This window comes from Modestobacter sp. Leaf380 (genome assembly GCF_001424485.1).
In the GTDB taxonomy this organism is placed as follows: domain Bacteria; phylum Actinomycetota; class Actinomycetes; order Mycobacteriales; family Geodermatophilaceae; genus Klenkia.
The window spans coordinates 643457-666027 of the sequence record NZ_LMQC01000001.1; the positions used below are offsets into that span (position 1 = coordinate 643457).

Annotated in this window: 29 protein-coding genes; 9 read left to right on the top strand and 20 right to left on the bottom strand. The window is 75.5% G+C overall.

All coding sequences use genetic code 11. The annotated features are described in order from the left end of the window. Nucleotides 1–19: 19 nt before the first annotated feature. Nucleotides 20–784 (bottom strand): hypothetical protein, encoded by a 765-nt coding sequence (locus ASG41_RS03075; protein WP_056289425.1) that lies wholly within the window; start codon nt 782–784, stop codon nt 20–22. Then, nucleotides 781–1725, bottom strand: a complete 945-nt coding sequence (locus tag ASG41_RS03080; RefSeq protein ID WP_056289428.1) for a hypothetical protein — start codon at nt 1723–1725, stop codon at nt 781–783. The genes ASG41_RS03075 and ASG41_RS03080 overlap by 4 nt, the downstream gene beginning before the upstream one ends. 48 nt (nt 1726–1773) lie before the next feature. Here ASG41_RS03080 and ASG41_RS03085 point away from each other — a divergent pair, with 48 nt between their 5' ends. After that, nucleotides 1774–2601: a hypothetical protein gene (locus ASG41_RS03085; protein WP_056289431.1), complete on the top strand. Its 828-nt coding sequence runs from the start codon at nt 1774–1776 to the stop codon at nt 2599–2601. Here the strand turns inward: ASG41_RS03085 and ASG41_RS03090 are convergent. Continuing rightward, nucleotides 2494–3570, bottom strand: coding sequence for a helix-turn-helix domain-containing protein (locus ASG41_RS03090; protein ID WP_056289434.1), 1077 nt, complete (start codon nt 3568–3570; stop codon nt 2494–2496). The genes ASG41_RS03085 and ASG41_RS03090 overlap by 108 nt on opposite strands. 81 nt (nt 3571–3651) lie before the next feature. On the opposite strand from ASG41_RS03090, the gene ASG41_RS03095 reads away from it, so the two are divergent. Then, complete coding sequence (locus tag ASG41_RS03095) at nt 3652–3903, top strand: hypothetical protein (protein ID WP_056289436.1); 252 nt, start codon at nt 3652–3654, stop codon at nt 3901–3903. Between the two features lie 10 nt (nt 3904–3913). After that, nucleotides 3914–4141 carry a DUF3072 domain-containing protein gene (locus ASG41_RS03100; RefSeq protein ID WP_056289439.1) on the top strand — a complete coding sequence of 76 codons (228 nt, stop codon included), beginning with the start codon at nt 3914–3916 and terminating at the stop codon, nt 4139–4141. Between the two features lie 66 nt (nt 4142–4207). On the opposite strand, the gene ASG41_RS03105 is transcribed toward ASG41_RS03100, so the two are convergent. Together ASG41_RS03105 and ASG41_RS03110 are read right to left on the bottom strand one after the other, a co-directional pair. Continuing rightward, nucleotides 4208–4888, bottom strand: coding sequence for a response regulator transcription factor (locus ASG41_RS03105; RefSeq protein WP_056289442.1), 681 nt, complete (start codon nt 4886–4888; stop codon nt 4208–4210). Next, a complete protein-coding gene (locus ASG41_RS03110) occupies nt 4885–6150 on the bottom strand; it encodes a cell wall metabolism sensor histidine kinase WalK (protein ID WP_082556480.1) in 1266 nt (421 codons plus the stop codon). The genes ASG41_RS03105 and ASG41_RS03110 overlap by 4 nt, the downstream gene beginning before the upstream one ends. Before the next feature lie 232 nt (nt 6151–6382). Between ASG41_RS03110 and phoU the strand changes: the two genes are divergently transcribed. Then, nucleotides 6383–7045, top strand: coding sequence for a phosphate signaling complex protein PhoU (phoU, locus tag ASG41_RS03115; protein ID WP_056289444.1), 663 nt, complete (start codon nt 6383–6385; stop codon nt 7043–7045). Between the two features lie 183 nt (nt 7046–7228). Here phoU and ASG41_RS03120 read toward each other — a convergent pair whose 3' ends face one another. From ASG41_RS03120 to mshA, 5 genes are all read right to left on the bottom strand, one after another. Further along, nucleotides 7229–7984 (bottom strand): phosphoglyceromutase, encoded by a 756-nt coding sequence (locus ASG41_RS03120; protein WP_056289447.1) that lies wholly within the window; start codon nt 7982–7984, stop codon nt 7229–7231. Between the two features lie 20 nt (nt 7985–8004). Further along, nucleotides 8005–8256 carry a hypothetical protein gene (locus ASG41_RS03125; RefSeq protein WP_157518919.1) on the bottom strand — a complete coding sequence of 84 codons (252 nt, stop codon included), beginning with the start codon at nt 8254–8256 and terminating at the stop codon, nt 8005–8007. An 82-nt stretch (nt 8257–8338) separates the two neighbouring features. Beyond that, nucleotides 8339–8962 carry a hypothetical protein gene (locus tag ASG41_RS03130; protein ID WP_056289452.1) on the bottom strand — a complete coding sequence of 208 codons (624 nt, stop codon included), beginning with the start codon at nt 8960–8962 and terminating at the stop codon, nt 8339–8341. A gap of 159 nt (nt 8963–9121) precedes the next feature. Beyond that, a complete protein-coding gene (locus tag ASG41_RS03135; RefSeq protein WP_056289454.1) occupies nt 9122–9628 on the bottom strand; it encodes a YbjN domain-containing protein in 507 nt (168 codons plus the stop codon). Continuing rightward, nucleotides 9625–10986, bottom strand: coding sequence for a D-inositol-3-phosphate glycosyltransferase (gene mshA, locus ASG41_RS03140; RefSeq protein WP_235564409.1), 1362 nt, complete (start codon nt 10984–10986; stop codon nt 9625–9627). Before mshA ends, ASG41_RS03135 begins: the two co-directional genes overlap by 4 nt. 82 nt (nt 10987–11068) lie before the next feature. Here mshA and ASG41_RS03145 point away from each other — a divergent pair, with 82 nt between their 5' ends. After that, the gene (locus ASG41_RS03145) at nt 11069–11842 is read left to right on the top strand and encodes an SDR family oxidoreductase (protein WP_056289457.1); all 774 of its coding nucleotides are present in this window, start codon (nt 11069–11071) and stop codon (nt 11840–11842) included. A gap of 81 nt (nt 11843–11923) precedes the next feature. On the opposite strand, the gene ASG41_RS03150 is transcribed toward ASG41_RS03145, so the two are convergent. Further along, nucleotides 11924–13069, bottom strand: a complete 1146-nt coding sequence (locus ASG41_RS03150) for a UDP-N-acetylmuramate dehydrogenase (RefSeq protein WP_369799963.1) — start codon at nt 13067–13069, stop codon at nt 11924–11926. Between ASG41_RS03150 and ASG41_RS03155 the strand changes: the two genes are divergently transcribed. Genes ASG41_RS03155 through ASG41_RS03170 form a run of 4 tightly spaced genes read left to right on the top strand, consistent with a single transcriptional unit; the run spans nt 12972 to nt 15709 of the window. Beyond that, the gene (locus ASG41_RS03155; protein ID WP_082556483.1) at nt 12972–13835 is read left to right on the top strand and encodes a class I SAM-dependent methyltransferase; all 864 of its coding nucleotides are present in this window, start codon (nt 12972–12974) and stop codon (nt 13833–13835) included. The two genes, ASG41_RS03150 and ASG41_RS03155, sit on opposite strands and share 98 nt — an antisense overlap. Beyond that, nucleotides 13832–14590, top strand: a complete 759-nt coding sequence (locus tag ASG41_RS22760; RefSeq protein WP_157518921.1) for a maleylpyruvate isomerase family mycothiol-dependent enzyme — start codon at nt 13832–13834, stop codon at nt 14588–14590. The genes ASG41_RS03155 and ASG41_RS22760 overlap by 4 nt, the downstream gene beginning before the upstream one ends. A 31-nt stretch (nt 14591–14621) precedes the next feature. Beyond that, nucleotides 14622–15464: a spermidine synthase gene (locus tag ASG41_RS03165; protein WP_157519004.1), complete on the top strand. Its 843-nt coding sequence runs from the start codon at nt 14622–14624 to the stop codon at nt 15462–15464. A gap of 56 nt (nt 15465–15520) precedes the next feature. Continuing rightward, entirely contained in the window at nt 15521–15709 is a 189-nt protein-coding gene (locus ASG41_RS03170; RefSeq protein ID WP_056290288.1) for a PspC domain-containing protein, read from the top strand. A 25-nt stretch (nt 15710–15734) separates the two neighbouring features. Here the strand turns inward: ASG41_RS03170 and ASG41_RS03175 are convergent, their stop codons facing one another. From ASG41_RS03175 to ASG41_RS03215, 9 genes are all read right to left on the bottom strand, one after another. Beyond that, on the bottom strand, nt 15735–16022 hold the full coding sequence (locus ASG41_RS03175) for a DUF2516 family protein (RefSeq protein ID WP_056289465.1): 288 nt from the start codon (nt 16020–16022) through the stop codon (nt 15735–15737). A 77-nt stretch (nt 16023–16099) separates the two neighbouring features. Continuing rightward, a complete protein-coding gene (locus ASG41_RS03180; protein WP_162245524.1) occupies nt 16100–17011 on the bottom strand; it encodes a hypothetical protein in 912 nt (303 codons plus the stop codon). Next, complete coding sequence (locus tag ASG41_RS03185; RefSeq protein ID WP_082556485.1) at nt 17011–17466, bottom strand: helix-turn-helix domain-containing protein; 456 nt, start codon at nt 17464–17466, stop codon at nt 17011–17013. Before ASG41_RS03185 ends, ASG41_RS03180 begins: the two co-directional genes overlap by 1 nt. Before the next feature lie 64 nt (nt 17467–17530). Continuing rightward, the gene (locus ASG41_RS03190) at nt 17531–18496 is read right to left on the bottom strand and encodes an asparaginase (protein ID WP_082556486.1); all 966 of its coding nucleotides are present in this window, start codon (nt 18494–18496) and stop codon (nt 17531–17533) included. A 2-nt stretch (nt 18497–18498) separates the two neighbouring features. Beyond that, nucleotides 18499–19077, bottom strand: coding sequence for a hypothetical protein (locus ASG41_RS03195; protein WP_056289467.1), 579 nt, complete (start codon nt 19075–19077; stop codon nt 18499–18501). Further along, a complete protein-coding gene (locus ASG41_RS03200; protein ID WP_056289470.1) occupies nt 19074–19973 on the bottom strand; it encodes a 3-keto-5-aminohexanoate cleavage protein in 900 nt (299 codons plus the stop codon). The genes ASG41_RS03195 and ASG41_RS03200 overlap by 4 nt, the downstream gene beginning before the upstream one ends. Further along, nucleotides 19970–21091 carry a folate-binding protein YgfZ gene (locus ASG41_RS03205; RefSeq protein ID WP_056289472.1) on the bottom strand — a complete coding sequence of 374 codons (1122 nt, stop codon included), beginning with the start codon at nt 21089–21091 and terminating at the stop codon, nt 19970–19972. Before ASG41_RS03205 ends, ASG41_RS03200 begins: the two co-directional genes overlap by 4 nt. A gap of 1 nt (nt 21092) precedes the next feature. Then, nucleotides 21093–21563, bottom strand: coding sequence for a Fur family transcriptional regulator (locus tag ASG41_RS03210; RefSeq protein WP_056289475.1), 471 nt, complete (start codon nt 21561–21563; stop codon nt 21093–21095). Nucleotides 21564–21572: 9 nt separating this feature from the next. Next, nucleotides 21573–22538 carry a hypothetical protein gene (locus tag ASG41_RS03215; protein WP_056289479.1) on the bottom strand — a complete coding sequence of 322 codons (966 nt, stop codon included), beginning with the start codon at nt 22536–22538 and terminating at the stop codon, nt 21573–21575. Between the last annotated feature and the right edge of the window lie 33 nt (nt 22539–22571).

Below are 22571 nucleotides of genomic sequence, written 5' to 3' on the forward strand. Positions count from 1 at the left end.
CCCAGGACGCTAGTGCGGCTCAGGTGCCCGAGAGCAACCCGGCCGCCGGGACGACGACCAGCAGCGTCCCGGCGAACAGCAGGACCAGCAGGATCCGGGTCTCCAGCTGGGGCTGCCCGTGCCGCCGACGCCAGAACGCGACCCCGCCGACCAGTCCGGTGAGCACCAGCGGGGCCAGCACCACCGCGAGGTAGGGCAGGACCTCCCAGAGCACGGTGAACAGGTAGTAGACGCCGACACCGACCGCCAGGGCCAGCACGAGCTCGCCGACGAAGCGGGCCCAGGCGACCGCGCTCTGGGCCGGGGTGAGCGGCTCGGCGGGCTCCTCCTCGGCCGGCAGGACGATCTTGGGGATCGGCCCGGTGGAGGCCAGGTCCGGTGCGCCCGACCGGGAGCCCACCGTGGAGCCGGGCACCCCCGGGGTACGGGCGGGGCGCAGACCCGGGATGGCGGCCGTGGTGGGGCCCCCGGTGGGGAAGAGCTCACCCTGGCCGGGCGCCACGGGCTCGGGCAGGTCGACGTCGGTCTTGCGTCGTCCCACCCGGGGTGCCGCCGGCTCCGCGGCGGGTGGGGTGGCGTCATCGGCCCGGCGTCCGCCGCTGGTGCGGCGGTCCCGGCCGGTGGCCTCGGGCCGGGAGGAGGGCGGGTCGTCGACGCCACGACGGCGCTGCGAGGCGCGCACGGGTCCGGTCGTGCCCGGCCGGGTGCCGGCCTCGGACTCCAGGCCGTGCTCCCGGAGGATCTCGGCCAGCGAGCGGACCGAGTGGTCTGCGGGGTCGGTCATGCGCCCTCCAGTCCGTCCAGCCGGCGCAGGATGATGCCCTCGCGCAGCGCCCAGGGGCAGATTGCCACGTGCGGCACGTCGACCGCGCGCAGGGCGGCGCGCGCCACGACGGCGCCGGCCGGGACCTGGTGGGCCCGGTCCACCGAGACGCCCTGCAGTTCGGCCAGCGCACCGGAGTCGATCCGGGAGACGAAGCCGACGAGCTGGCCCAGTCCGGCCGTGCTCAGCGTGCGCGGCACCCGCAGCCCCGCGGAGTAGGGCGCCGCACCGGTGAGGCGGGCCAGGGTGCGGAAGGTCTTGGAGGTCGCCGCGACCAGGTCCGGCGGCCCGGCCGCCGCCAGCCGGCGGGCGGCGGGCGCCAGCAGCCGGGCGGCGTGGGTGTCCAGCTCGCCGAGCGCCTCCAGGCTCGGGCGGCCCCCCTCGTGCGCCTCGGGCAGGAACCGCCGGGTCATCCGGCCGGCGCCCAGCGGCAGCGACAGGGCGACGTCGGGGTCCTCGTCGATGCCGGTGGCCAGCTCCAGGGAACCGCCACCGATGTCGAGCACCAGCAGCCGCCCGGCGCTCCAGCCGAACCACCGGCGGACGGCGAGGAAGGTCAGTCGGGCCTCGTCCTCCCCGGAGAGGACCTGCAGGTCCACCCCGGTGGCCTCGCGGACCCGGTCCAGCACCTCGGGGCCGTTGGAGGCCTCCCGGATGGCGGAGGTGACGAAGGCCAGCAGCTCCTCGCAGCCCTGCTCGGCAGCGACCTTGCGGGCCCGGCGGACCGCGGTGAGCAGCCCCTTCTCCCCCGCCTTGGACAGCACGCCGTCCGCGCCCACGTGCTCGGCCAGCCGCAGCACCGACTTGTCGTCGTGGGCCGGGGTGGGGTGCGCACCACGGTGCGCGTCGACCACCAGCAGGTGGACGGTGTTCGAACCGACGTCGAGCACTCCCAGCCGCATGGGACGACAGTCTGCCGGGTGCCGGTGGGGCCGTGGTGGACTGGGCCGGTGGCGCAGCAGCTGGAGGACGGTCCCCCCGACGAGGTGGACCTGGACTTCTCCCGCGAGTGGGTCGAGTTCACCGACCCGGCCGACCCCGACCACCGGGTCCGGGCCGACCTGACCTGGCTGACCTCGGCCTGGACGTGCGTCTACGGCCGGGGGTGCGCCGGGGTGGTCGAGGGCCGGGCCGAGGACGGCTGCTGCAACCACGGCGCCTTCTTCACCGACACCGAGGACCTGGAGCGGGTCGGGGCCGCCGTCGCCGAGCTCACCGACGCCGACTGGCAGCGCCGTCCGCAGTGGGCAGCGGACTGGACCGAGCCCGACGTCCTCGACGAGTCCGACGAGGACGGCGGGACCGCGCTGCGCACCCGGGTCGTCGACGGCGCCTGCGTCTTCCTCAACCGCGCCGACCACCCCGGCGGGGGCGGCTGCGCGCTGCACGGGCTGGCCCTGCGCACCGACCGGCACCCCCTGGAGACCAAGCCCGACGTGTGCTGGCAGCTGCCGGTGCGTCGTGAGCAGGAGTGGGTGGACCGCCCGGACGAGACCCGGGTGCTGGTCAGCAGCATCGGGGAGTTCGACCGCCGCGGCTGGGGCCCGGGCGGCCACGACCTGCACTGGTGGTGCACCGGCTCCCCCACCGCGCACGTGGCCGCCGAGCCGCTGGTGCTCACCTACGCCGCCGAGCTCACCGAGCTGCTGGGGCGCGCCGCCTACGCCGAGCTACGCCGGCTGACCGAGGCCCGCCTGGACGCCGGTCTCGTCGCGCCGCACCCGGCCAGCCCCCGGCCGGTGGACGTCCAGCTGCACCGCCGCCGACCCGTCACCTGAGCCCAGCCCGGTGCGGAAGGCCTGCCGGTAGGCGCGCGGGCTGATCCCCCGGCGACGGGCGAACTGCTCGCGCAGGCCCGCCGCGGTGCCGAAGCCCACCAGCCGGGCCACCTCCTCGACGGGCGCGTCGGAGTCGGCCAGCAGCGTCTCGGCCGCGGCCAGCCGCTGGGCCAGCAGCCAGGCGTGCGGCGTCGTCCCGGTGGTGGCCTTGAAGCGGCGGGCGAAGCTGCGCGGGCTCATCAGCGCCCGGCGGGCGAGGTGGTCGACGCTGATGTCCTCGGCCAGGTTCTGCTGCGCCCAACCCAGCACCACGCCCAGCAGGTCGTCCTCGCAGCGGGCGACGGGGGCGTCGACGTACTGGGCCTGGCCGCCGTCGCGGTGCGGGGGCACGACCATCTCCCGGGCCAGCCCGTTGGCCGCGGCCGGGCCGTACTCGCGGCGCACCCAGTGCAGCAGGGCGTCGACGCCCGAGGCCGTGCCCGCCCCGGTGATGATCGAGCCCTCGTCGACGTAGAGCACCCGCGGGTCGACGACGACGGCGGGGAACAGCGCCGCCATGTCCCCGGCCATCCGCCAGTGGGTGGTCGCCCGGCGGCCGTCGAGCAGTCCGGCGGCGGCCAGCACGAACGCCCCGCTGCAGTGGCTGATCAGCTGCCCGCCGCGGGCGTGCACGGCGCGCAGTGCGTCCAGCACGGCCGGCGGACAGGGCCGGGCCAGGTCCTCCCAGGAGGTGACCAGCACGACGTCGGAGACCGCCAGCCGCTCGAGGCCGTGCTCCACGACGAGCACCAGGCCGGTGTCGGTGCGCACCGGGCCGGGGTTCTCGGTGACCAGGGCGAGGTCGAAGCGCGGCATCCCGAAGCGGGTGTGGTCGTAGCCGAAGACCTCGCTGGCGACACCGAGGCCGAAGGCCCCCAGGGCGCCGTCGCAGGCCAGGACGCTCACCACGAGGGGACGCTGTGCGGTCATGCGGGCAGCATGGCAGGAAATCGGCGTTCATGGTCGTTCCTGCCACTCGTCCGGGCTGCTCGACCCCGCCAGGCTGACCGCATGCTGCTGATCACCTGCCCCGTGACCCACGCGACCGAGCTCGTCGCGGACCGCAGGCTGCGGCCCGTCGCGGACCCGCGCACCCGCCCCGGCGTGGTCGCCGTGGCCGTCCTCTGCCCCTGCGGTGCGGACCACGTCTTCCTCACCGGACGGCGGATCGAGGAGGCCCGTGCGCGACTGCGGTGCGCCGACCGCGTGGCGCCGGCGACGGCACCGGCCGTTCGCCGCGCGGACTCCCCGGTCCCGGCGTAGCTTCGAACACATGAGCGAAGCAGACTCGAAGGTCAACACCGGCCAGCCCGGTGACCCCACGGCAGAGAAGGACCCCTCCGACTGGGTGACCGGCGACGAGCCCGCCACCGGTGCCCAGAAGAGCTACCTGAGCACGCTGGCGCAGCAGGCCGGCGAAGAGGTCCCCGAGGACATCAGCAAGGCCGACGCCTCGATCAAGATCGACGAACTGCAGGAGGAGACCGGCCGCGGCAAGTGACGCGACGGTCGACGTGGACGGCCCCGGTGCTGCGCACCGGGGCCGTTCGCGTTCGGACTGGTGCTCTCAGGCCTCGAACTTGTAGCCCAGGCCCCGCACGGTGACCAGCCACTTCGGCGTCGCCGGGTCGGGCTCGAGCTTGGCCCGCAGCCGCTTGACGTGGACGTCGAGGGTCTTGGTGTCCCCGACGTAGTCCGATCCCCAGACCCGGTCGATGAGCTGCCCGCGGGTGAGCACCCGGCCGGCGTTGCGCAGCAGCAGCTCGAGCAGGTCGAACTCCTTGAGCGGCAGCGACACGGTCTCGCCGTCGACGGCCACGGTGTGCCGCTCGACGTCCATCCGGACCGGACCGGCGGTCAGCGTGGCGTCGGCGGGCAGGTCGGTGTCGGTGCCGCGGCGCAGCACCGCCCGGATCCGGGCCAGCAGCTCCCGGGCGGAGTAGGGCTTCGTGACGTAGTCGTCCGCACCGAGCTCCAGGCCCACGACCTTGTCGATCTCGGTGTCCTTGGCCGTCAGCATGATGATCGGGACGGCGCTCTTGGCGCGCAGCGTCCGACACACCTCGGTGCCCGACAGGCCCGGCAGCATCAGGTCCAGCAGCACGATGTCGGCGCCGCTGCGGTCGAACTCGGCGAGCGCGTCGATGCCGTTGCCGGCGACCACGGCCTCGTAGCCCTCACGACGCAGCATGTAGGACAGCGCGTCGGAGAAGGACTCCTCGTCCTCCACCACGAGCACTCGGGTCATGACCGTCCTCTCTGGGGTTCTCCGGCACCGGCGGGGGTCGCGGTGACGGCAGCGCGCAGGGCGGCGACCCGGTCGACGGACCGGCCCGCCGGGTCGGTGGTGGCCGGCGGCGGGGCGTCGGCCGGGGCGAGCGGGACGCGCAGGGTGAACGTCGACCCCAGGCCCTCCTCGCTCCAGACGGTGACCGAGCCACCGTGGTTGGTGGCCACGTGCTTGACGATCGCCAGGCCCAGGCCGGTGCCACCGGTGGCGCTGGCCCGGGACTGGTCGACCCGGTAGAAGCGCTCGAACACCCGAGCCCGGTCGGCCCGGGGGATGCCGATGCCCGAGTCGGTCACCGCGATCTCGGCGAACCCGGAGCGGGCCCGGGTGCCGACGGCGATCTTGGCCTTCTCCGGGCTGTAGGCCACGGCGTTGGCGAGCATGTTGGTGACGGCGGTGGCCAGCTGGGACTCCACACCCCGCACGACGAGCCCGGGCTGCTCCCCCACGGCCAGCTCGATGCCCTTGGCGGCGGCGGCCAGCCGGGTGCGGTCGACGGCTTCCGCCACGACGGTGGTCACCTCGACGGGGGCCAGGTCGGGCAGCGGCTCGGCACCCTGCAGCCGGGAGAGGTCGATGAGCTCCCGGACCAGCCGGGCCAGCCGGTCGGCCTCGTGGGTCATCCGGGCGGCGAAGCGCTGCACGGTCTCCGGGTCGTCGGCGGCACCCTGGGTGGCCTCGGCCAGCAGCGCCAGCGCGCCCACCGGGGTCTTCAGCTCGTGCCCCACGTTGGCCACGAAGTCCCGGCGGACGGCCTCGACCCGGCGGGCCTCGGTCACGTCCTGCAGCACCAGCGCGACGGGGCCGGGCTCGAGGGCCGGACCGCTGTCCAGCCGCACCCCGTGCACGCCCACCATCCGCGGCCCGGCGCCGACCAGGTCGCCGGGGAGCTGGACGTCGGAGCGCCGTCCACCGGCGGCCCGCACCTCCTGGGCCACCGTGATCAACCCGGGCACCATCAGCCGGGTGCCGCGCACGATGCCCAGCGCGCGGGCGGAGGGGTTGGCCAGCAGCACCTCGTCGGCGGCGTCGAGCAGCACGACCGCGGGGTCCATCAGGTCGACCAGACGGCGCGACAGGGCCGCCTCACCGGGCGCGGTGGCCGGGGGCGGGGACCGGTCGGGGGCGGCCGGGGGCGCCCAGGGGTGGGCCCGGGCGACGAGGAGGCCGACGACCCCGCCCGTCACGAGGCCGAGCGCCAGCCACAGCAGCGGGTGCACGCTGCCGATGCTAGGCCCGCCGGGGGCATGGTCCGCCCCGATCCGGGCTCTGGACCCCCCGGATGGGGAGCTGTTCACGGCCGCGTGTCCCGTCGTTCACCTGCAGGGTCCGTCGGCGGGTCGGAACTGTCTCTAGGCTGCTCTGCAGGCGCCAGAGACGCATCCAGACGAGGGTGCGGCCGGCCCGACGACGCAGCGGCACCCCGGGGGGTGCCGTTCCCTGGAGGAAGACGTGCGGGACAGCTACCGCGAAGAACTCGACGACATCAACGCCTGCCTGGTCGACATGACCAACTCGGTCGGCTCCGCGATGAGCAAGGCGACGACGGCCCTGCTCGACGCCGACGTGGCACTGGCCGACCTGGTCATCGCCGGCGACCAGCACATCGACCTGGTGCGCGAGAACGTCGACGAGCGCTGCTTCACCCTGCTGGCCCGCCAGCAGCCGGTCGCCACCGACCTGCGGGCCATCACCACCGCCATGGCCACGGTGCAGGACCTGGAGCGGATGGGCGACCTGGCCCAGCACATCGCCAAGGTCGCGCGGATGCGCTTCCCCGACCACGCCGTCCCGCAGGAGGTGCGCCCGGTCTTCCTGGACATGGGGCACATCGCGGAGAGCCTGGTCGCCAAGGCCGGCACGATCATCGCCAAGCGCGACGTCGAGGCCGCCGTCGAGCTCGAGGCCGACGACGACCTGATGGACCGCAACCACCAGCAGCTGTTCCGCGAGCTTCTGAGCAACGAGTGGCCGCACGGCATCGAGTCGGCCATCGACATCACCCTGCTGGGCCGCTACTACGAGCGCTTCGCCGACCACGCGGTCAGCGTCGCCCGTCGCGTCGTCTACCTGGTCACCGGCGAGCGCCCGCTCCCCATCGCCGCCGCCAGCTGACATCCCGCACGACGAGAGGGCCCCGGACTCACCGAGTCCGGGGCCCTCTCGCGTCGTCCCTCCCCGGGCAACGTCCGGTCCCGCGGGTCCACCCCGGGGACCGGACGATGAGCCGGTGCACGACGCGGCTCGAGGTCCGGTCTCCTGGGTCGACCCAGGAGACCGGACGTTGAGCCGGGCGGGCTACTTCTTGCCCTGGGCGGCCACGGCCTTGATGGCCTCGGCGGCGGCGTCGGGGTCCAGGTAGCGGCCGCCGGGGGTGGTGGGCTTGAGGTCGGCGTCCAGGTCGTAGCGCAGCGGGACGCCGGTGGGGATGTTGAGGCCGACGACCTCGTCGTCGCCCATGCCGTCCAGGTGCTTCACCAGGGCGCGCAGGCTGTTGCCGTGCGCGGTGACCAGCACGGTCTTGCCGGCGCGCAGGTCCGGCACGATCGCGTCGTACCAGTAGGGCAGCATCCGGACGACGACGTCGGCCAGGCACTCGGTGGCCGGGCGGGCCTCCGGAGGCAGGAAGGCGTAGCGCGGGTCGGCGTCCTGGCTGTACTCGCTGCCGGCGTCGATGGGCGGCGGCGGGGTGGCGTAGCTGCGCCGCCAGGTCATGAACTGCTCCTCGCCGTACTCGGCGAGGGTGGCGGCCTTGTCCTTGCCCTGCAGGGCGCCGTAGTGCCGCTCGTTGAGCCGCCAGGACCGCTTGACCTCGATCCACTGCCGGTCGGCCGCGGCGAGGGCCAGCTCGGCGGTGGTGATGGCGCGCTTGAGCAGCGAGGTGTGCAGCACGTCGGGCAGCAGGCCCTCGGCGACCAGCAGCTCACCGCCGCGGGCGGCCTCGGCGCGGCCCTTCTCCGACAGGGAGACGTCCACCCAGCCGGTGAACAGGTTGGCCTTGTTCCACTCGCTCTCGCCGTGGCGGAGCAGTACCAGGGTGCCGGTCTCAGTCACGGGTCCATCCTGCCCGACGCTCAGCGGGTGAGGGACGGCCAGGCCAGCCACAGCTCGAAGACCCCCGGTGGCACCAGCCCCAGGAGCAGCCAGGGGCTGGTCACCCGGCGGCCGGTGCTCCACCGGACGACGGCGGCGATAGCCACGCACAGCAGCACGGCCAGACCGCCCCACCACAGCGCGTCGACCGGGTCGCGGGTGAGGTACTGGGCCAGGGCGAGCTGCACCGCGCACAGCAGCAGCGGGTAGACCAGCGCGCTGGCGACCACCACCCCGGTCAGCTGGCGGGTGCGCTCCCGCGCAGCCCCGTCCCGTCCCGCATCGTCTCGTCCCCCGGAGACCACGCCGTCCCCGTCAGGGCAGGGTGCCGGCGCGCCAGCGGCGGGCGGAGGCGGCCAGCTGGTCGGCGGTGCGGCCCAGGGCGTGGCCGCCGCGGGTGACCCGGTCGGCGGCGGCGCTGTCGACGTCGTCGAGCTCGTCGGCCAGCGCGGCCCGGCCGCCGGCGACGACCCAGCAGAACGCGGCGGCCCGGTCCAGGGCGACGTCCAGGTCGCCCTCGAAGACCCCGGTGAGGACGGCGTCGGCGAGGTCCCGGACGCCGTCGGGGCCGGGCGGGTCGGCCAGCCCGGCGACGACCTCGCGGGGCAGCACCCGGCCGCGCCCGGCCTCGAACTGGCGGGCCGCGGCGACCGGGTCGCGCTGCACCCAGGCGCGCAGCAGGTACAGCCGCCACAGCGAGCCCGGCAGCGAGACGGCGGGGCTGTCGGCCCACAGCTCGGCGAGCTCGTCGAGGCCCTCGTCGTCGGCCAGGGTGACCAGCCGGCGGGTGACCTCGGGGTCGTCGGTGACCCGGGCCCGGTCGACCAGGGCGTAGGCGACGCCGCGGGCGGCCTCGGCGGTGGCGATCGGGTCGACCTCCCCGGCGAGGTGGTCGCCGAGGGTGGCGCGCAGCAGCGGGCGGCGGGATCGGGCGGCCATCGGTCCTCCTCGTGGGTGACGGCCGCGGATCGGACGACCTCTACCGTTGTACGTGGACTCAGGGTGCTCCTGCCACCCCCTCAGCTGTGGGGGGACTCGCGCTCCGCCGGGTTGCGCCGAGGTCCTCCCGGCCCCCGGGTCTGGTCACCACGCGTCGGGTCACGACCCGTCGGGGCGGCGCTGCACGAACTCGGCGAAGGCCTCCAGGTTGCGCAGGGACTCCCCGCGCTTGACCCGCCAGTCCCACTCCCGGCGGATGGAGCTGCCGAAGCCGATCTCCAGCATGGTGTTGAAGTGGTCGTCGGCGTAGCTGAGCACCGCGCCCAGCAGTCGGTCCAGCTCCTCGGCGGTGACCGCGGCGTGACTGAGCCGGCCGGTCAGGTAGACGTCGCCGACGCTGTCGATGGAGTAGGAGACGCCGTACATCCGGGAGTTGTGCTGCAGCAGCCAGGTCCACAGCTGCTCGCGGTTCTCGTCGGGCTGGCGGCAGACGAACGCCTCGACCCGCAGCCCGTGGTCACCGAGGATCAGCCCGCAGACGGTCTTGAGCTTGTTGTGGCCGGGCAGGTCGACCAGGAACCGGCCGCGGGCGGGGTGCTCGAAGACCAGCTCGGCGTCCCGCAGGGTGGCGTCGACGACGGCCTCGAGCTCGTCGAGGGACCTCACCGGGTGACGCCGCTGGCCGACAGCGCCCGGACGGCGTCCCGGACCCGGTCGCGGGGCGAGCGGACCAGCGGGGGCACGGCCATCTCGGCCATGGCCGCCGAGTAGGCGTCCACCAGGGACCCCGCCGTCCGGTCCCAGCTGAACCGGGTGGCGTGCCGGCGCGCCCCGGCGGACAGCAGCTCCCGCTGCTCCACGACCTTGCGGATCGCCGCGGCGTAGTCGGCCGGGTCGTGCCCGTCGACGAGCACGCCGGAGACGCCGTCCTCGACCGCGGTGGGGAGCCCGCCGACGGCGGCGGCGACCACCGGGGTGCCGCAGGCCTGGGCCTCGAGCGCGACCAGGCCGAAGGACTCGTTGTGGCTGGGGACGACGGTGACGTCGGCGGCCCGGTAGTGCTCGGCCAGGGAGTCCGGGGCCTGCGGCGGCACGAACCGGACGACGTCGGCGATGCCCAGGGAGACGGCGAGCTCCTGCAGCTGGCGGGGCTCGGCCAGCCCGCTGCCGCTGGGCGCACCGACGACCAGCACCTGCAGCCGCGTCCGGAGGGCGGGCTCGTCGGCGAGCATCCGGGCAGCAGCGTGCAGCAGCACGTCGGGGGCCTTCAGCGGCTGGATCCGGCCGACGAACAGCAGCACCAGCGCGTCGTCGCGGACGCCGACGGCGCGGCGGGCGGCGGCCCGATCGCCCGGGGAGAAGCGGTCCAGGTCCACCCCGGGCGGGACGACGAGGGTGCGCGCCGGGTCGGCGTCGTACCAGCGGACCAGCTGGCGGGCCTCCTCGGCGGTGTTGGCGATCAGCCGGTCGGCCTCGGCCACGACCTGCTCCTCGCCGATGACCCGGGCCCGCGGCTCGGGGCTGTCGCCCTCGGCCAGGGCGGCGTTCTTGACCTTGGCCAGGGTGTGCGCGGAGTGCACCAGCGGCACGCCCCAGCGGTCCCGGGCCAGCCAGCCGACCTGGCCCGAGAGCCAGTAGTGGCTGTGCAGGACGTCGTAGAAGCCGGGCTCGCGCCGGGCCTCCTCCCGCAGCACGGCGGCGGTGAAGGCGCACAGCTGGGCCGGCAGGTCGTCCTTGCCCAGGCCCTCGAACGGGCCGGCGGAGACGTGCCGCACGGTCACGCCGGGGACCATCTCGACCACCGGCGGCAGGTCCGAGGACGTCGCCCGGGTGAACACCTCGACGGCGATGCCTCTGGCGGCCAGCCGGCGGGACACCTCGACGATGTAGACGTTCATGCCCCCGGCGTCACCGGCGCCGGGCTGGTCCAGCGGGCTGGTGTGCACGCTGAGCGTGGCCACGCGGCGCGGGAGCAGGGGCTGACCGGGCCGCGGGGCGGGCCGGAGCGGGCGGCGTGCAGGCACCTGGACCTCCCGCCCGGGCTCGGTACAGCACCCGGACGGGCGCCTGTGTCGACTCACCATCCTGCACCAGCACACTGGGCACATGCCTGCCGAGACCCCCTCCCCGCTCCCCTCGCCCGGCGCCGGCCGGGTCGCCGTCGTCACCGGTGCCTCCAGCGGCATCGGTGCCGCCACCGCGCAGCGACTGGCCGCCGACGGGTTCTCCGTCGTGCTGGGCGCCCGGCGGCTGGACCGGCTGACCGAGCTGGCCGAGCGCATCGGCGGGCGGGCGGTGCAGCTCGACGTCACCTCCGAGGAGTCGGTCGCGGCGTTCGCCGCGGGGCTCGACCGGGTCGACGTGCTGGTCAACAACGCCGGGGGCGCGTTCGACGCGGCCCCGGTCGCCGACGCCGACCTGGACTCCTGGACCCGCAGCTTCGAGGTCAACGTGCTGGGCAGCGTGCGGGTCACCAAGGCGCTGCTGCCGGCGCTGCGCGCCTCGGGCGCCGGGGACGTGCTCTTCGTGGGCTCGACCGCCGGCCTGGTCAGCTACGAGGGCGGGGCCAGCTACACCGCGGCCAAGCACGGCGTGCACACCCTGGCCGGGACGCTGCGCCTGGAGCTGGTGGGCGAGCCCGTCCGGGTCATCGAGATCGCCCCGGGCATGGTCAAGACCGACGAGTTCGCCCTCAACCGCACCGGGGACGCCGACAAGGCGGCCGCCGTCTACGCCGGGGTGCGCGAGCCGCTGGTCGCCGACGACGTCGCCGACTGCATCGCCTGGGCCGTCACCCGCCCGCACCACGTGAACATCGACCTGATGGTCGTGCGCCCGCGCGCCCAGGCCGCCCAGCACAAGGTCGCCCGGGAGTCCTGACCCCGCGGTGGCATGGGATCCCCCGCATAACGCAGGAGCGCTCAGCCGTATGCGGGGGATCCCATGCCCGGGCGGCCGGGCTCAGCCGGGGCGGACGGCGGTGGGCTCGGGGACCAGGGTGACCCCGAAGCGGTCCCGGACGGCGTCGACGACGCGGCCCGCGAAGGCCAGCAGCTCCTCGGCCGTGGCGCCGGGCTCGGTGGTGAGCGCCAGGCTGTGCCGGGACGACGTCCCGACGTGGCCGGAGCGGGTGCCACGGCCGAACCCGGCGTGCTGGACGAGCCAGGCGGCGGACAGCTTGACGTCGTCCCCGGCGGGCCAGCTGGGGCAGCCCTCGACGGCCATCGAGGCCGGGACGACGGGGTTGGTGAAGAAGGAGCCGGCGCTGCGGGAGTCGGGGTCGGCCGGGTCCAGCACCATGCCCTTGCCGCGGCGCAGCTCCAGGACGGCGGCGCGGACGTCGGCCAGCGGCGCCCGCTCCCCGACCTCGACGCCCAGCCGGCGGGCCAGCTCGGCGTAGCCCACCGGCATCGACAGTGCGCTGTCGGTGAGCCCGAAGGTCACGGTGAGGACGACGAACACCCCGGGGTGCTGCTTGAGGGCACTGTCCCGGTAGCCGAAGCCGCACTCGGCGGGGGTCAGGGTGCGCTCGGTGCCGTCCCGGCGGTCCAGCACCCGGACGGCGGTGATGGTCTGGGCGACCTCCTGGCCGTAGGCGCCGACGTTCTGCACCGGGGTGGCCCCGGTGCTGCCCGGGATGCCGGACAGCGCCTCGATGCCGGCCAGCTGCTCGGTGACGGTGTGCGCGACCAGGTCGTCCCAGGGCTCACCGGCCTGCACCTGCAGGGAGTCCCCGGTGCGCACCACGCCCCGCGACCGGACGGCGACGACGGTGCCGGGCCAGCCGGCGTCGGGGGCCACGACGTTGGAGCCACCGCCGAGCACCAGCAGCGGCCGGCCGGCGGCGTCGGCCTCGCGGACGGCGTCGGCGAGCTCGGCGGCGTCGGTGACCTCGACGAGCCGGTCGACCGGTCCCCCGACCCGCAGGGTGGTCAGCTCGGACAACGGGACACCGGTGAGCGACTGCACGCCGACCACGGTAGCCACCACGCGACTACGCTCCCGCCAGGTGAGGGACAGCGACCACACCCGCAAGGCGGTGCTTCCCCCGACCCGCAAGCAGCCACGGCTGGCAGCCGGCCGGGCGCGGGCCCTGGGCCTGCCCACCCGCGGGACGACGAACGCGAACCGGCTGCGCCGGGTGGACCGCTGGCTGGTGGCCACCCAGGTGCCCCGGCTGCGGGACGCGGCCCGCCCGCTGGTCGTGGACCTGGGCTACGGCGCGTCGGCGGTGACCACCCTGGAGCTGGTGGACCGGCTGGCCGACGAGGTGGACGGCCTGGAGGTCGTCGGGCTGGAGATCGACCCGGAGCGGGTGGCCGCGGTGGCCGCCGACCGGGACCCGCCGCGGGTGGACTTCCGGGTCGGCGGGTTCGAGCTGGCGGGGCTGAGCCCGGTGCTGGTGCGCGCGTTCAACGTGCTCCGGCAGTACGACGAGGAGTCCGCGGCGCGGGCCTGGCAGACGATGTGTGCGGCGCTGGGGCCGGGCGGGCTGCTGGTCGAGGGCACCTGCGACGAGTGGGGACGGCGGGCGACCTGGGTGGCGCTGGACGACTCCGGCCCGCTGACGCTGACCCTGGCCGCCCGGGCCTCGGACATCGAGCGACCCTCGGACCTGGCCGAGCGGCTGCCCAAGTCGCTGATCCACCACAACGTGCCCGGCCAGCCGGTGCACGCGTTCCTGCAGGCCTTCGACGCGGCCTGGGCCTCGGCGGCCGGGCTGTCGACGTTCGGCCCCCGGCAGCGCTGGGTGGGCGCGGTCGAGGGGCTGGCCGCGCAGGGCTGGCCGCTGGTCGGCTCCAGCCGACGCTGGCGGCACGGCGAGATGACGGTCCGCTGGTCCGCCGTGGCGCCGGTGGGAGCGCCGTCGTGAGCGCTGTCGTGGGCGATGTCCCGCTCGACCGGCTGGTGGACGCCGTCGTCGCCGACGGCGAGCGGTTCGGCGTCGTGGCGGAGCTGCTGGACAACGGCCGGACACCGGTGCAGGGCGGTCTCGACGTCACCGTGCCGTGGGTGCCGGACTGGACCGCCCGGGACCTCGTCGTCCACCTGGGCACCGTGCACCGCTGGGTCACCGGCATCCTGCGCAGTCCGGACCCCACTCCCCCGCCGGCGCCCCGCTTCCCGCCGCACGAGGACCTGCACGGCTGGTTTGCCCTGGGCCTCACCGAGCTGGTGGCCACGCTGCGCACCACCGACCCGGTGAAGCCGACCTGGCACATGAGCCCGGCCGCCGACACCGCCGGGCACTGGGTGCACCGGCAGGCCAGCGAGCACCTGGTGCACCGGCTGGACCTGGAGACCGCCGCCGGCCTCGACCACGCCCCGGTCGACCCCGCCCTGGCCGCCGACGGGGTGGCCGAGCTGCTGGGCGTCGTCCTCCCGCGGTGGGCGCACACCGAGCCGCTGCTCACCGCCCGCGCGCACGTCCTGGTCCGCGCCACCGACCTGGACACCAGCTGGGACGTCGGCCTGCGCGACGGCGCGGTCACGGTGGGGACGTCGGCCGAGCCGGACGCCGTGCTGTCGGGCACCGCCGAGCAGCTGCTGCGCCGGCTGTGGGGCCGCCCCGCCGAGGTCGAGGTCAGCGGCGACGCGACCGCCGAGACCCTGCTGCGGGGGCGCTGAGGTGGCCCGCCGCGAGCGCAAGGCTCCGCCGTTGGAGCACCCGGAGCTGCCCGGTCCCACGCAGACCGTGGGCGGGACGGCGGAGATCCTGGGCGACGCCGACCGGGAGCGCTCCTACGTGCTGATGCTCGACGGCGTCCCGCAGTCCCACGTGGACCTCGACGACCCGGCGCACCTGGAGTTCGAGTACGTCCGCCGGATGGGGCACGTGCTGGACCTGCACGGCGAGGACGGCGCGGCACTGGACGTCGTGCACCTGGGCGGCGGCGCGCTGACCCTGGCCCGCTACGTGGCGGTCACCCGGCCGGGCTCCCGGCAGCGGGTGGTGGAGCTGGACGAGCCGCTGACCGACCTGGTGCGCAGCACCCTGCCGCTGCCCCGCGGGGCCCGCGTGCGAGTGCGGGCCGCCGATGCCCGGGCCGGCCTGGAGGCGCTGCCCGACGCGAGCGCCGACGTCGTCCTGGTGGACGTGTTCGCGGGGGCCCGCACGCCGGCGCACCTGACCTCGACGGCGTTCGCCGTGCAGGTGGCCCGGGTGCTGCGCCCGGGCGGGGTGACGGCCTGGAACGTCTCCGACGGCCCGCCGCTGCGCTTCCTGCGCACCCAGGCGGCGACGCTGTCCGCGGTCTTCGGGCACGTGCTGCTCATCGCCGAACCCGGCACGTTGCGCGGGCGCCGCTACGGCAACACGGTCGCCGTCGCCTCCGACGTCGAGCTCCCGGTCGCCGGGCTCACCCGGCGTACGGCCGGCGACCCGATGCCGGCCCGGGTGGTGGCCGGTGCGGACCTGACCGCGTTCGTGGGCACCGCCCTGCCGGTCGACGACGCGACCGCCGTGCCCTCCCCCGAGCCCCCGGCCGGCGTCTTCGGCTGAGGCGTGCGGGGCCGCTCCCCAGGCGATGCCCAGGTCAGCGCCTTACGGTGTACGACATGACCTCTCCCGCACGCTTCGCCCGCGACACCAACAACAAGGTCATCGCCGGGGTCTGCTCGGGCCTGGCCCGCCGCTTCGGCATCTCACGCACCGCGCTGCGCATCGCGGCGGTGGTGTCCTGCATCCTGCCCGGCCCGCAGTTCATCGCCTACATCGTGCTGTGGATCTTCATGCCCAAGGGCTGAGCCCCGCCAGGTCAGCAGCGGCTGGTCACCAGCTGCTGTTGCCCTGCTGCAGGCCGCGCAGCGCCGGCCGGACGTCGACCAGGTAGACGATGATCGCGATGATCGCCGGCAGGCCCAGGAAGCTGATCGGGCCCAGGTAGAACGCGGCCAGGGTGGCGATGACGGTGATGGCCACCCAGGCGGGCTTGCTGAGCTTGCCGGCCGCGACGTAGCCGTCGGCCGGGCGGATCAGCGCGTCGACGACGGCCCACGCCCCCAGCGCCAGCACGGCGTAGGTGATGACCGCGAACAGGGTCGAGTCGAAGCCGGGCATGCACCCAGGTTACCCACGCAGGACGCCGCAGGGCCCGGAGCGAGACGCTCCGGGCCCTGCGGTGTCGTGCGGGTGGGTCAGCTGTCCGAGGACGGCGCGGTGCTGGTGGCGGCCGGGGCGTTGCTGCTGGCCGACGGGGCGCTGCTGCTGGCCGAGGGCGCGGTGGCCTTGCGGGCCGGGGCGCGCTTGGCGGCGGCCTTGCGGGCCGGGGACTTGCGGGCGGGCTTGGCCGGCACGTCCTCCGGGGTGGGGGCGGCGGCCGACCGGACGGTGCGCTTGGTCGACCGGGCCTGGTCGGCGGCCTCGGTCTTGGTCTCCTCGACCGCGGCGTCGGTGTCGGACTTGGCCTTCTGCGCGACCGAGGTGACCTTGGCGGCGGCCTTGTCTGCCTTGGACGAGGCCTTCTGCGCGACCGAGGTGATCTCGTCGGAGGCCTGGGCCACGGCGTCGTCGGTGCTGTCAAGCACGTCCTCGAGGGCGTCCTCGACGGTGTCTACGGCGCGCTCGGTGCGGCGCACGACGGAGCGGAACGCGGGCTGGCGGCGCAGGTCCTCGATGACCTCCTCGCCGCGGGCGGCCAGCCCGGACAGCGTGCTCACGGCTTGGTCGCGGACGGTGCCGGCGACGCCGGCGACGGTGCCCCGGACGGTCTCGGGACGGGCGGCGGACGACGCGCGGTCGGCGGCGACCTCGGCGCGGCTGCGGGCCTCGCCCACGGCGCGGGAGGCCTTGTCGCGGGCGGCCTCGGCCCGGGTGCGGACCTCCTTGGCGGCCAGGTCGGCCTGGACCTGGGCCTCGCCGGGCAGCGCCTCGGCCTTGGAGCGCAGCACGCCGACGGCGGACAGCGCGCGCTCGACGACGACGTCGCCGGCGCCGATGGCGGCCAGCACGCCGGTCTTGCCGGTCTCCACGAGGCTGCCGGCGACCTTGCGGCCCTCGGACACGGCGGCCTCGCCGTAGCTCTTCACGGTCTCGGTGGGCTTGCTCATCAGGACTCCTGGGGGGTGGTGGGGGCGGGGGACGCCGGGAGGACGGCCAGCTGCTCGTACATCTCCAGCAGCAGCGTCTTGTGCCGCTCGCTCAACGCCGGGTCCGATCGGATCGCCGCGACCGTGTCCGGGGTGCCGGAGCGACGGTCGAGGATGCCGGCCTGCTCGTAGAGCGTCTCGGCGGAGATCTTCAGGCCCCGGGCGATCTGGGCCAGGATCTCCGCCGACGGCTTGCGCAGTCCCCGCTCCACCTGGGAGAGGTAGGGGTTGCTGACCCCGGCGGTGCGGGCCAGCTCGCGCAACGACACCTGGGCGGCGTTGCGCTGGGTGCGGATGAAGTCGCCGACCTGCGAGCTGACCGCGGTGGACACCGTGGTCGCCTCGGCAGCAGCGGACGCGGCAGCACTGGTCACGCTCTCGCGGACCGTGCTGACGATCTCCGACGGGTTCTGCACGTCCCTTACCCTAGGCCCGGGTGCTAGCTCCTGCAAGCGGGGGGCTAGCAGCGTGAGGAAGACCTCACTGCAGGACGTCGGCCGCCCGGACCTCGCCCACGGCGCCGTCCCCACCGCTGACCGGGGTGACCACCCACCGGGCCACCGCGTCCGCGGCGACCCCGATGCGCGGCAGCGCCGCGCACAGCGCGGGCATCCGCCCGCGGTCCCCGCCGTCGTCGAGCTTGAGTGCCACCGCACCGCCACCGGGGTGGGCGGCCACGTGCACGCCGTCGGCCCCGCCCTTGACCAGCAGGCCGGGGACGGCGTCCATCAGCAGCGTGTCGTCCCGGCCGGTGCCGGCGACCAGCCACGGGTGGGCACGCATCGCGTCGGCGACGGAGCGGTCCCGGCTCCCCTCGGGGGCCTGCACCAGCGACAACACGCCACGGGCCAGCGCCGTCACCGACAGCGCGTGCTGGGGTGCCCCGCACCCGTCGACGACGACGGCGCTGACCGGCTCGCCGCCGGCCTCGCCCAGCCGCGCCTGGATCGCCTGCTGCAGCGGGTGCCCGGGGTCCAGGTAGCCGCGGGTGGGCCAGCCGGCGGCCACACAGGCCGACAGCATCGCCGCGTGCTTGCCCGAGCAGTTCATCGCCGCACGTCGGGGCGTGGTGCCGGCCGCCGTCCACAGCGCCTTCTGGTGCTCGTCGGAGGGCAGCGCGGGCGGACAGCCCAGGTCGTCCTCGGTCAGCCCGACGGCGGCCAGCATCGCCAGCGCCAGCTCGACGTGGCCGGGCTCCCCGGAGTGCGAGCCTGCGCCGATGGCCAGCTCCTGCGCCGAGCGCGGCGTCCAGCCCGCGGCCAGCAGTGCGGTGGCCTGCACCGGCTTGTTCGACGAGCGGGGCAGTGTCGGGGTGTCCACGGCGCCGACCGCGAGGGTCACCGCACCGTCGGCGTCCAGCACGACCAGCGATCCGCGGTGCACCGACTCCAGGAAGCCCGAGCGGACGACCTCGACCAGGACCGGGTTGTCGGGGTAGCTCTGCACGGCTAGTGGCGGCCCTCGGCGGCGAGCAGCTGCGCGACGTCGGCCTCGCCGTCCCGGTAGCGGCGGCCGAGCTCACCGGCCAGGCCGTCCATGACCTTCTGCACGCCACGGCGGCGCTCGGAGAGCCCGCGCTCGCCGGCGGCCAGCGCGCGGGCGGCGGTCTCCAGCTGGTCGTCGGGCAGGTCGCCGACGTCGGAGAGGTCGACCCCGGGGGCCAGGGAGTTCACCCAGTGCTCGTGGTCGGCGGGCGAGCTGGGCTGCACGGTCTGGTGCCGGCCCAGGCCGTGGGCGGGGCCGCGGCCCTTCTCGGACAGGATCTCGGGCAGCAGGTCGACCAGCGACCGGCCGTCGTGCTCGGCGCGGCGCTGCAGCTCGCGGCGGACGATGTCCAGTCGGCCCTGCAGCAGGCGGCGGGTGTAGGACAGGTCGACCTCGGACTGCTCGGCCTGCCGGCGCAGCCCGCGGACCTCGCCCATCGTGCGGGTCTCGACGCCCTCCAGGAAGGCCGGGTCGAGCAGCGCGTCGACCGCGGACCCGCCGGCCTTGCCGGCGGTGGGGTGGTCGGTCGGGGACTCGGTCACGGGGTTGCCTCCTGGGCTGCGGTCGGGCGGGGTGCCGGCTCGGCGGGGGCTGGCTGACGGGGCGAGATGCCCAGCATCTCGCGGGCCTGGGTGGTGGACAGGGCGGGGCGCTGGGCGATCCGGGCGAGCCCGGCCGCGCGGGCGACGAGCTGCACGTTGTCACGGACCGGCTCGCCCGGGGCGTAGGTGAGCGTGTCCTCCATGCCGACCCGCAGGTGCCCGCCGGCGGACAGGGCGGCCAGCATGACCGGCAGCGACGTCCGGCCCACGCCGGTGGCGGCGAAGGTCCAGGTCGGGTCGATCTCGGGCAGGCAGGCGGCCAGCGCGCGGGTGGTGCCGGGCATCCCGCCGGGCACGCCCATGACCAGGTCGACGTGCACGTGGCCGCCGTGCGGCAGGCCGTGCCGGTCCAGCAGGCGGCGCAGGGTGGCCAGGTGGCCCAGGTCGAAGGCCTCGTACTCGGGGACGATGCCGCGGGCCTGCATCTGGGTGTGCATCTCGACGATCAGGTCCCAGGGGTTGCTGAACACGTCGCGGCCGAAGTTGACGGTGCCCAGCGACAGGGACGCGGCGTCCGGCTCGGCGTCGAGCACCGCGACCCGGTCGGGCAGCGGGTCGGTGACGGCGCCGCCGGAGGACAGCTGCACCACCAGGTCGGTGGACTCCCGGACGGCGGCGACCACCTCGCGGACCCGGGCGAGGTCCAACGTCGGGCGGGTGTCGGTGCCGCGGACGTGCAGGTGCACGACGGCGGCGCCGACCGCCTGGCAGTCCCGGGCCGTGGCCACGACCTCCTCGACCGTCACCGGCAGCGCGGGGACGTCGGCCTTGGCCGACTCGGCGCCGGTGGGCGCGAGGGTGATCAGCGTGCCGGCGGTCGGGACTGCTGCGCTCACCGGCCGATCGTCGCAGACCGCACGGCCCGCACGCGCTCGCGGGCGGCCGCCACGGCCTCGTCGGTCTCCACGGCCAGGTCGTCGGTGTCGACGACGGCCACGCTGGGCTCCACGCGCAGCTCGACCGCTGTGCCGGTGGCGAGCTTCTCCAGCACCGAGGACTTCACCAGCGCCAGGCCGACGACGCCGAGCTCGTGGTGCCGGACGACGGTGCCGACCCGGCCCACCTCCTTGGTGCCCGACAGCACCGGCGTGCCGGCCGCGGGCAGGTGCTCCTCCATGCCGTCCAGGTGCAGGAGCACCAGGCGGCGCGGCGGCCGGCCCAGGTTGTGCACCCGGGCGACGGTCTCCTGGCCGCGGTAGCAGCCCTTCTCCAGGTGTACGGCGGTGCGCAGCCACGGCGTCTCGTTGGGGATGGTGCGGTGGTCGCTGTCCACGCCAGGACGGGGACGGCGGGCCTCGACGCCCAGCGCGGTGAGCGCGTCGACGCCGGCCAGGGTGGCGCCGGCGGCCAGCAGCGCGTCGGCGCGGGCCGCCAGCTCGGCCCGCGGGACCAGCAGGTCGACCACGGCGGCGGAGCCGTCGCCCAGCGGGCTGGAGCGGCGGGCCCAGCCACCGCCCTCCAGCGGCAGGACCTGGTCCACGGCGGCCGGGACGGGCAGCCCGGCAGCGGTCAGGACGTCGTCCCCGCGGGGACCGACGAGGGTCAGCAGCGCCCAGTCCGGCGTCACCAGGGCGGGCTCGACGCGCAGCATGAACCGCATCCGGTCCAGCCAGGTGACCAGCGCGGCGCCGGCGCCGGGCTCGGTGTCGCCCCAGGTGGTGCCGCCGGTCTCGGCGAGCGCGACGTGGTGCTCGACGTGGCCCTGCGGGCTGAGCACGAGGGCCTCGGTGGCGGTGCCGTCGGCGAGGGCGTCCAGGTGCTGGGAGAGCAGGCTGTGCAGCCAGCTCAGCCGGTCGGCACCGGGGACGACGAGGACGTCGCGGTCGCTGCGGTCGACGAGGACGGCGGCCTCGGCGGCGCGGCGCTGCTCGGGCAGCGGCTCTCCGTAGTGCGCGGCGACGGCGCCGCCCTCGACGGCGACGGCGCCCGGGCGGTCGAGCAGGGGGGAACGCATGTCAGGACTCCTCCGGGGCCTCGGCGTCTCGGCAGTCCCGGCAGGTGCCGGACAGCGCCACGTGGCCCACGTCCAACGTGAAACCCAGATCGGCGCCCAGACGTTCCGCGACGCCGTCCATCAGCCGGGGGTCGACGGAGTCGATCCGGCCGCAGGTGGCGCACACGACGTGCAGGTGGGGGTGTTCGGCGGCGTGGTAGACCGGCGCGCCCTTGCCGAGGTGGGTGTGCCAGACCAGGCCCAGCTTCTCCAGCAGCTCCAGGTTCCGGTACACCGTCGAGGTGTCCGGGGCGGCGCCGCCGGGACCGGCCTGCTCCTTGAGCCAGGAGCTGATCTCCTCGGGCGTGCCGTGCTCCAGGGCGCCGACGGCGGCCAGCACGCGCTGGCGCTGGGTGGTCAGTCGCAGCCCGCGCGCCTTGAGCTGCGCGGCCAGTGCCGGCGGCGTCGCGGGCTCGTGGGCGTGGTCGGTCACGGGTCGAGCCTAGGCCCGGTCCCACCGGTCCAGGACCCGTCGCGCACCGAGGGTGAGCCAGCGCGAGGGCTCCCCCTGGGGCACGTCGACCGGGAACCAGACGGCCCCGGGCTGCACCGGCCCCTGCAGCCAACGGCCATCGGGCTGCCGACCGGCGCGCAGCAGCTCGACGGCCTCGGCGGCGCGGGGGTCCGGTGCGGTCCCGTCGTGCAGGCCCGCGGAGCGCAGGTGGTCCAGCGCCCGCAGCACGTCGTAGCGCCACCGGGACGGCGCGGTCGGGGGCACCAGGCAGGGCGCCAGCGGCTCATCGGTGGACAGCCGGCGGGTCAGCCGCCGCTCCAGCAGGTGCTCCTCGCCGCGGTGCCGGGCCGTGCGCAGCTCGTCGCTGCCGCCGGTGGCGACCTCGTGGGCGAGCAGTCCGCGGACGGCGTTGAGCGTGGAGTGCACCGAGGACCGGGTGGCCCCCTCCACCCACTCGCAGTTCCACCCGCCGTCGCCGAGCTGGTGCTCGGGGAACCAGCGGGCCAGGGCCTCGACGTCGGCGCCGAGCCAGACGCCGGAGGCCAGGGTGTTGGCGTTGATGCAGACATCGGTCTCCCCGCCCCAGTAGGGCAGGTCCTCGTACTCCCAGCGGCAGTGCTCGGCCAGCCGGTCCGCGGTGTCACCGAGGGCAGCGGGGTCGCAGCCCCAGTCGCGGAGGGCGGCCAGCGACCAGGTGGTCGCCGTCCACGGCTGGCCCTCGTCGTCGTCGGCGGGCCACTGCACCTCGCCGCCCACGCGGGGGAAGAAGGCACCGCCGGCCCACTGGCCGTCCGGGTCCTGCAGCGCCAGCAGTCGGGCGCCCCAGCCCTCGGTGGCGACCCGGGCCCGGGTGGCCCGCCAGACCTCCCCGGGTGCGCCCACGAGGTCCCGTTCGACCTGCCAGCGCAGGGCCGGGTCGCTGTCTGCGAGCCAGGTGAGGACGTCGTCCGCCATGCCGGGACGGTAGTGCGCTCCTAGGGTCTGGGG

Bases quoted from the DNA above. Each gene is read 5' to 3' on its own strand.
- ASG41_RS03080 (WP_056289428.1), bottom strand. From the start codon at position 1,725: ATGCGGCTGGGAGTGCTCGACGTCGGTTCGAACACCGTCCACCTGCTG.
- ASG41_RS03145 (WP_056289457.1), top strand. From the start codon at position 11,069: ATGCCTGCCGAGACCCCCTCCCCGCTCCCCTCGCCCGGCGCCGGCCGG.
- ASG41_RS03100 (WP_056289439.1), top strand. From the start codon at position 3,914: ATGAGCGAAGCAGACTCGAAGGTCAACACCGGCCAGCCCGGTGACCCC.
- ASG41_RS03130 (WP_056289452.1), bottom strand. From the start codon at position 8,962: ATGGCCGCCCGATCCCGCCGCCCGCTGCTGCGCGCCACCCTCGGCGAC.
- ASG41_RS03095 (WP_056289436.1), top strand. From the start codon at position 3,652: ATGCTGCTGATCACCTGCCCCGTGACCCACGCGACCGAGCTCGTCGCG.
- ASG41_RS03205 (WP_056289472.1), bottom strand. From the start codon at position 21,091: ATGCGTTCCCCCCTGCTCGACCGCCCGGGCGCCGTCGCCGTCGAGGGC.
- ASG41_RS03090 (WP_056289434.1), bottom strand. From the start codon at position 3,570: ATGACCGCACAGCGTCCCCTCGTGGTGAGCGTCCTGGCCTGCGACGGC.
- ASG41_RS03075 (WP_056289425.1), bottom strand. From the start codon at position 784: ATGACCGACCCCGCAGACCACTCGGTCCGCTCGCTGGCCGAGATCCTC.
- ASG41_RS03215 (WP_056289479.1), bottom strand. From the start codon at position 22,538: ATGGCGGACGACGTCCTCACCTGGCTCGCAGACAGCGACCCGGCCCTG.
- ASG41_RS03175 (WP_056289465.1), bottom strand. From the start codon at position 16,022: ATGCCCGGCTTCGACTCGACCCTGTTCGCGGTCATCACCTACGCCGTG.
- ASG41_RS03180 (WP_162245524.1), bottom strand. From the start codon at position 17,011: ATGAGCAAGCCCACCGAGACCGTGAAGAGCTACGGCGAGGCCGCCGTG.
- ASG41_RS03170 (WP_056290288.1), top strand. From the start codon at position 15,521: ATGACCTCTCCCGCACGCTTCGCCCGCGACACCAACAACAAGGTCATC.
- ASG41_RS03105 (WP_056289442.1), bottom strand. From the start codon at position 4,888: ATGACCCGAGTGCTCGTGGTGGAGGACGAGGAGTCCTTCTCCGACGCG.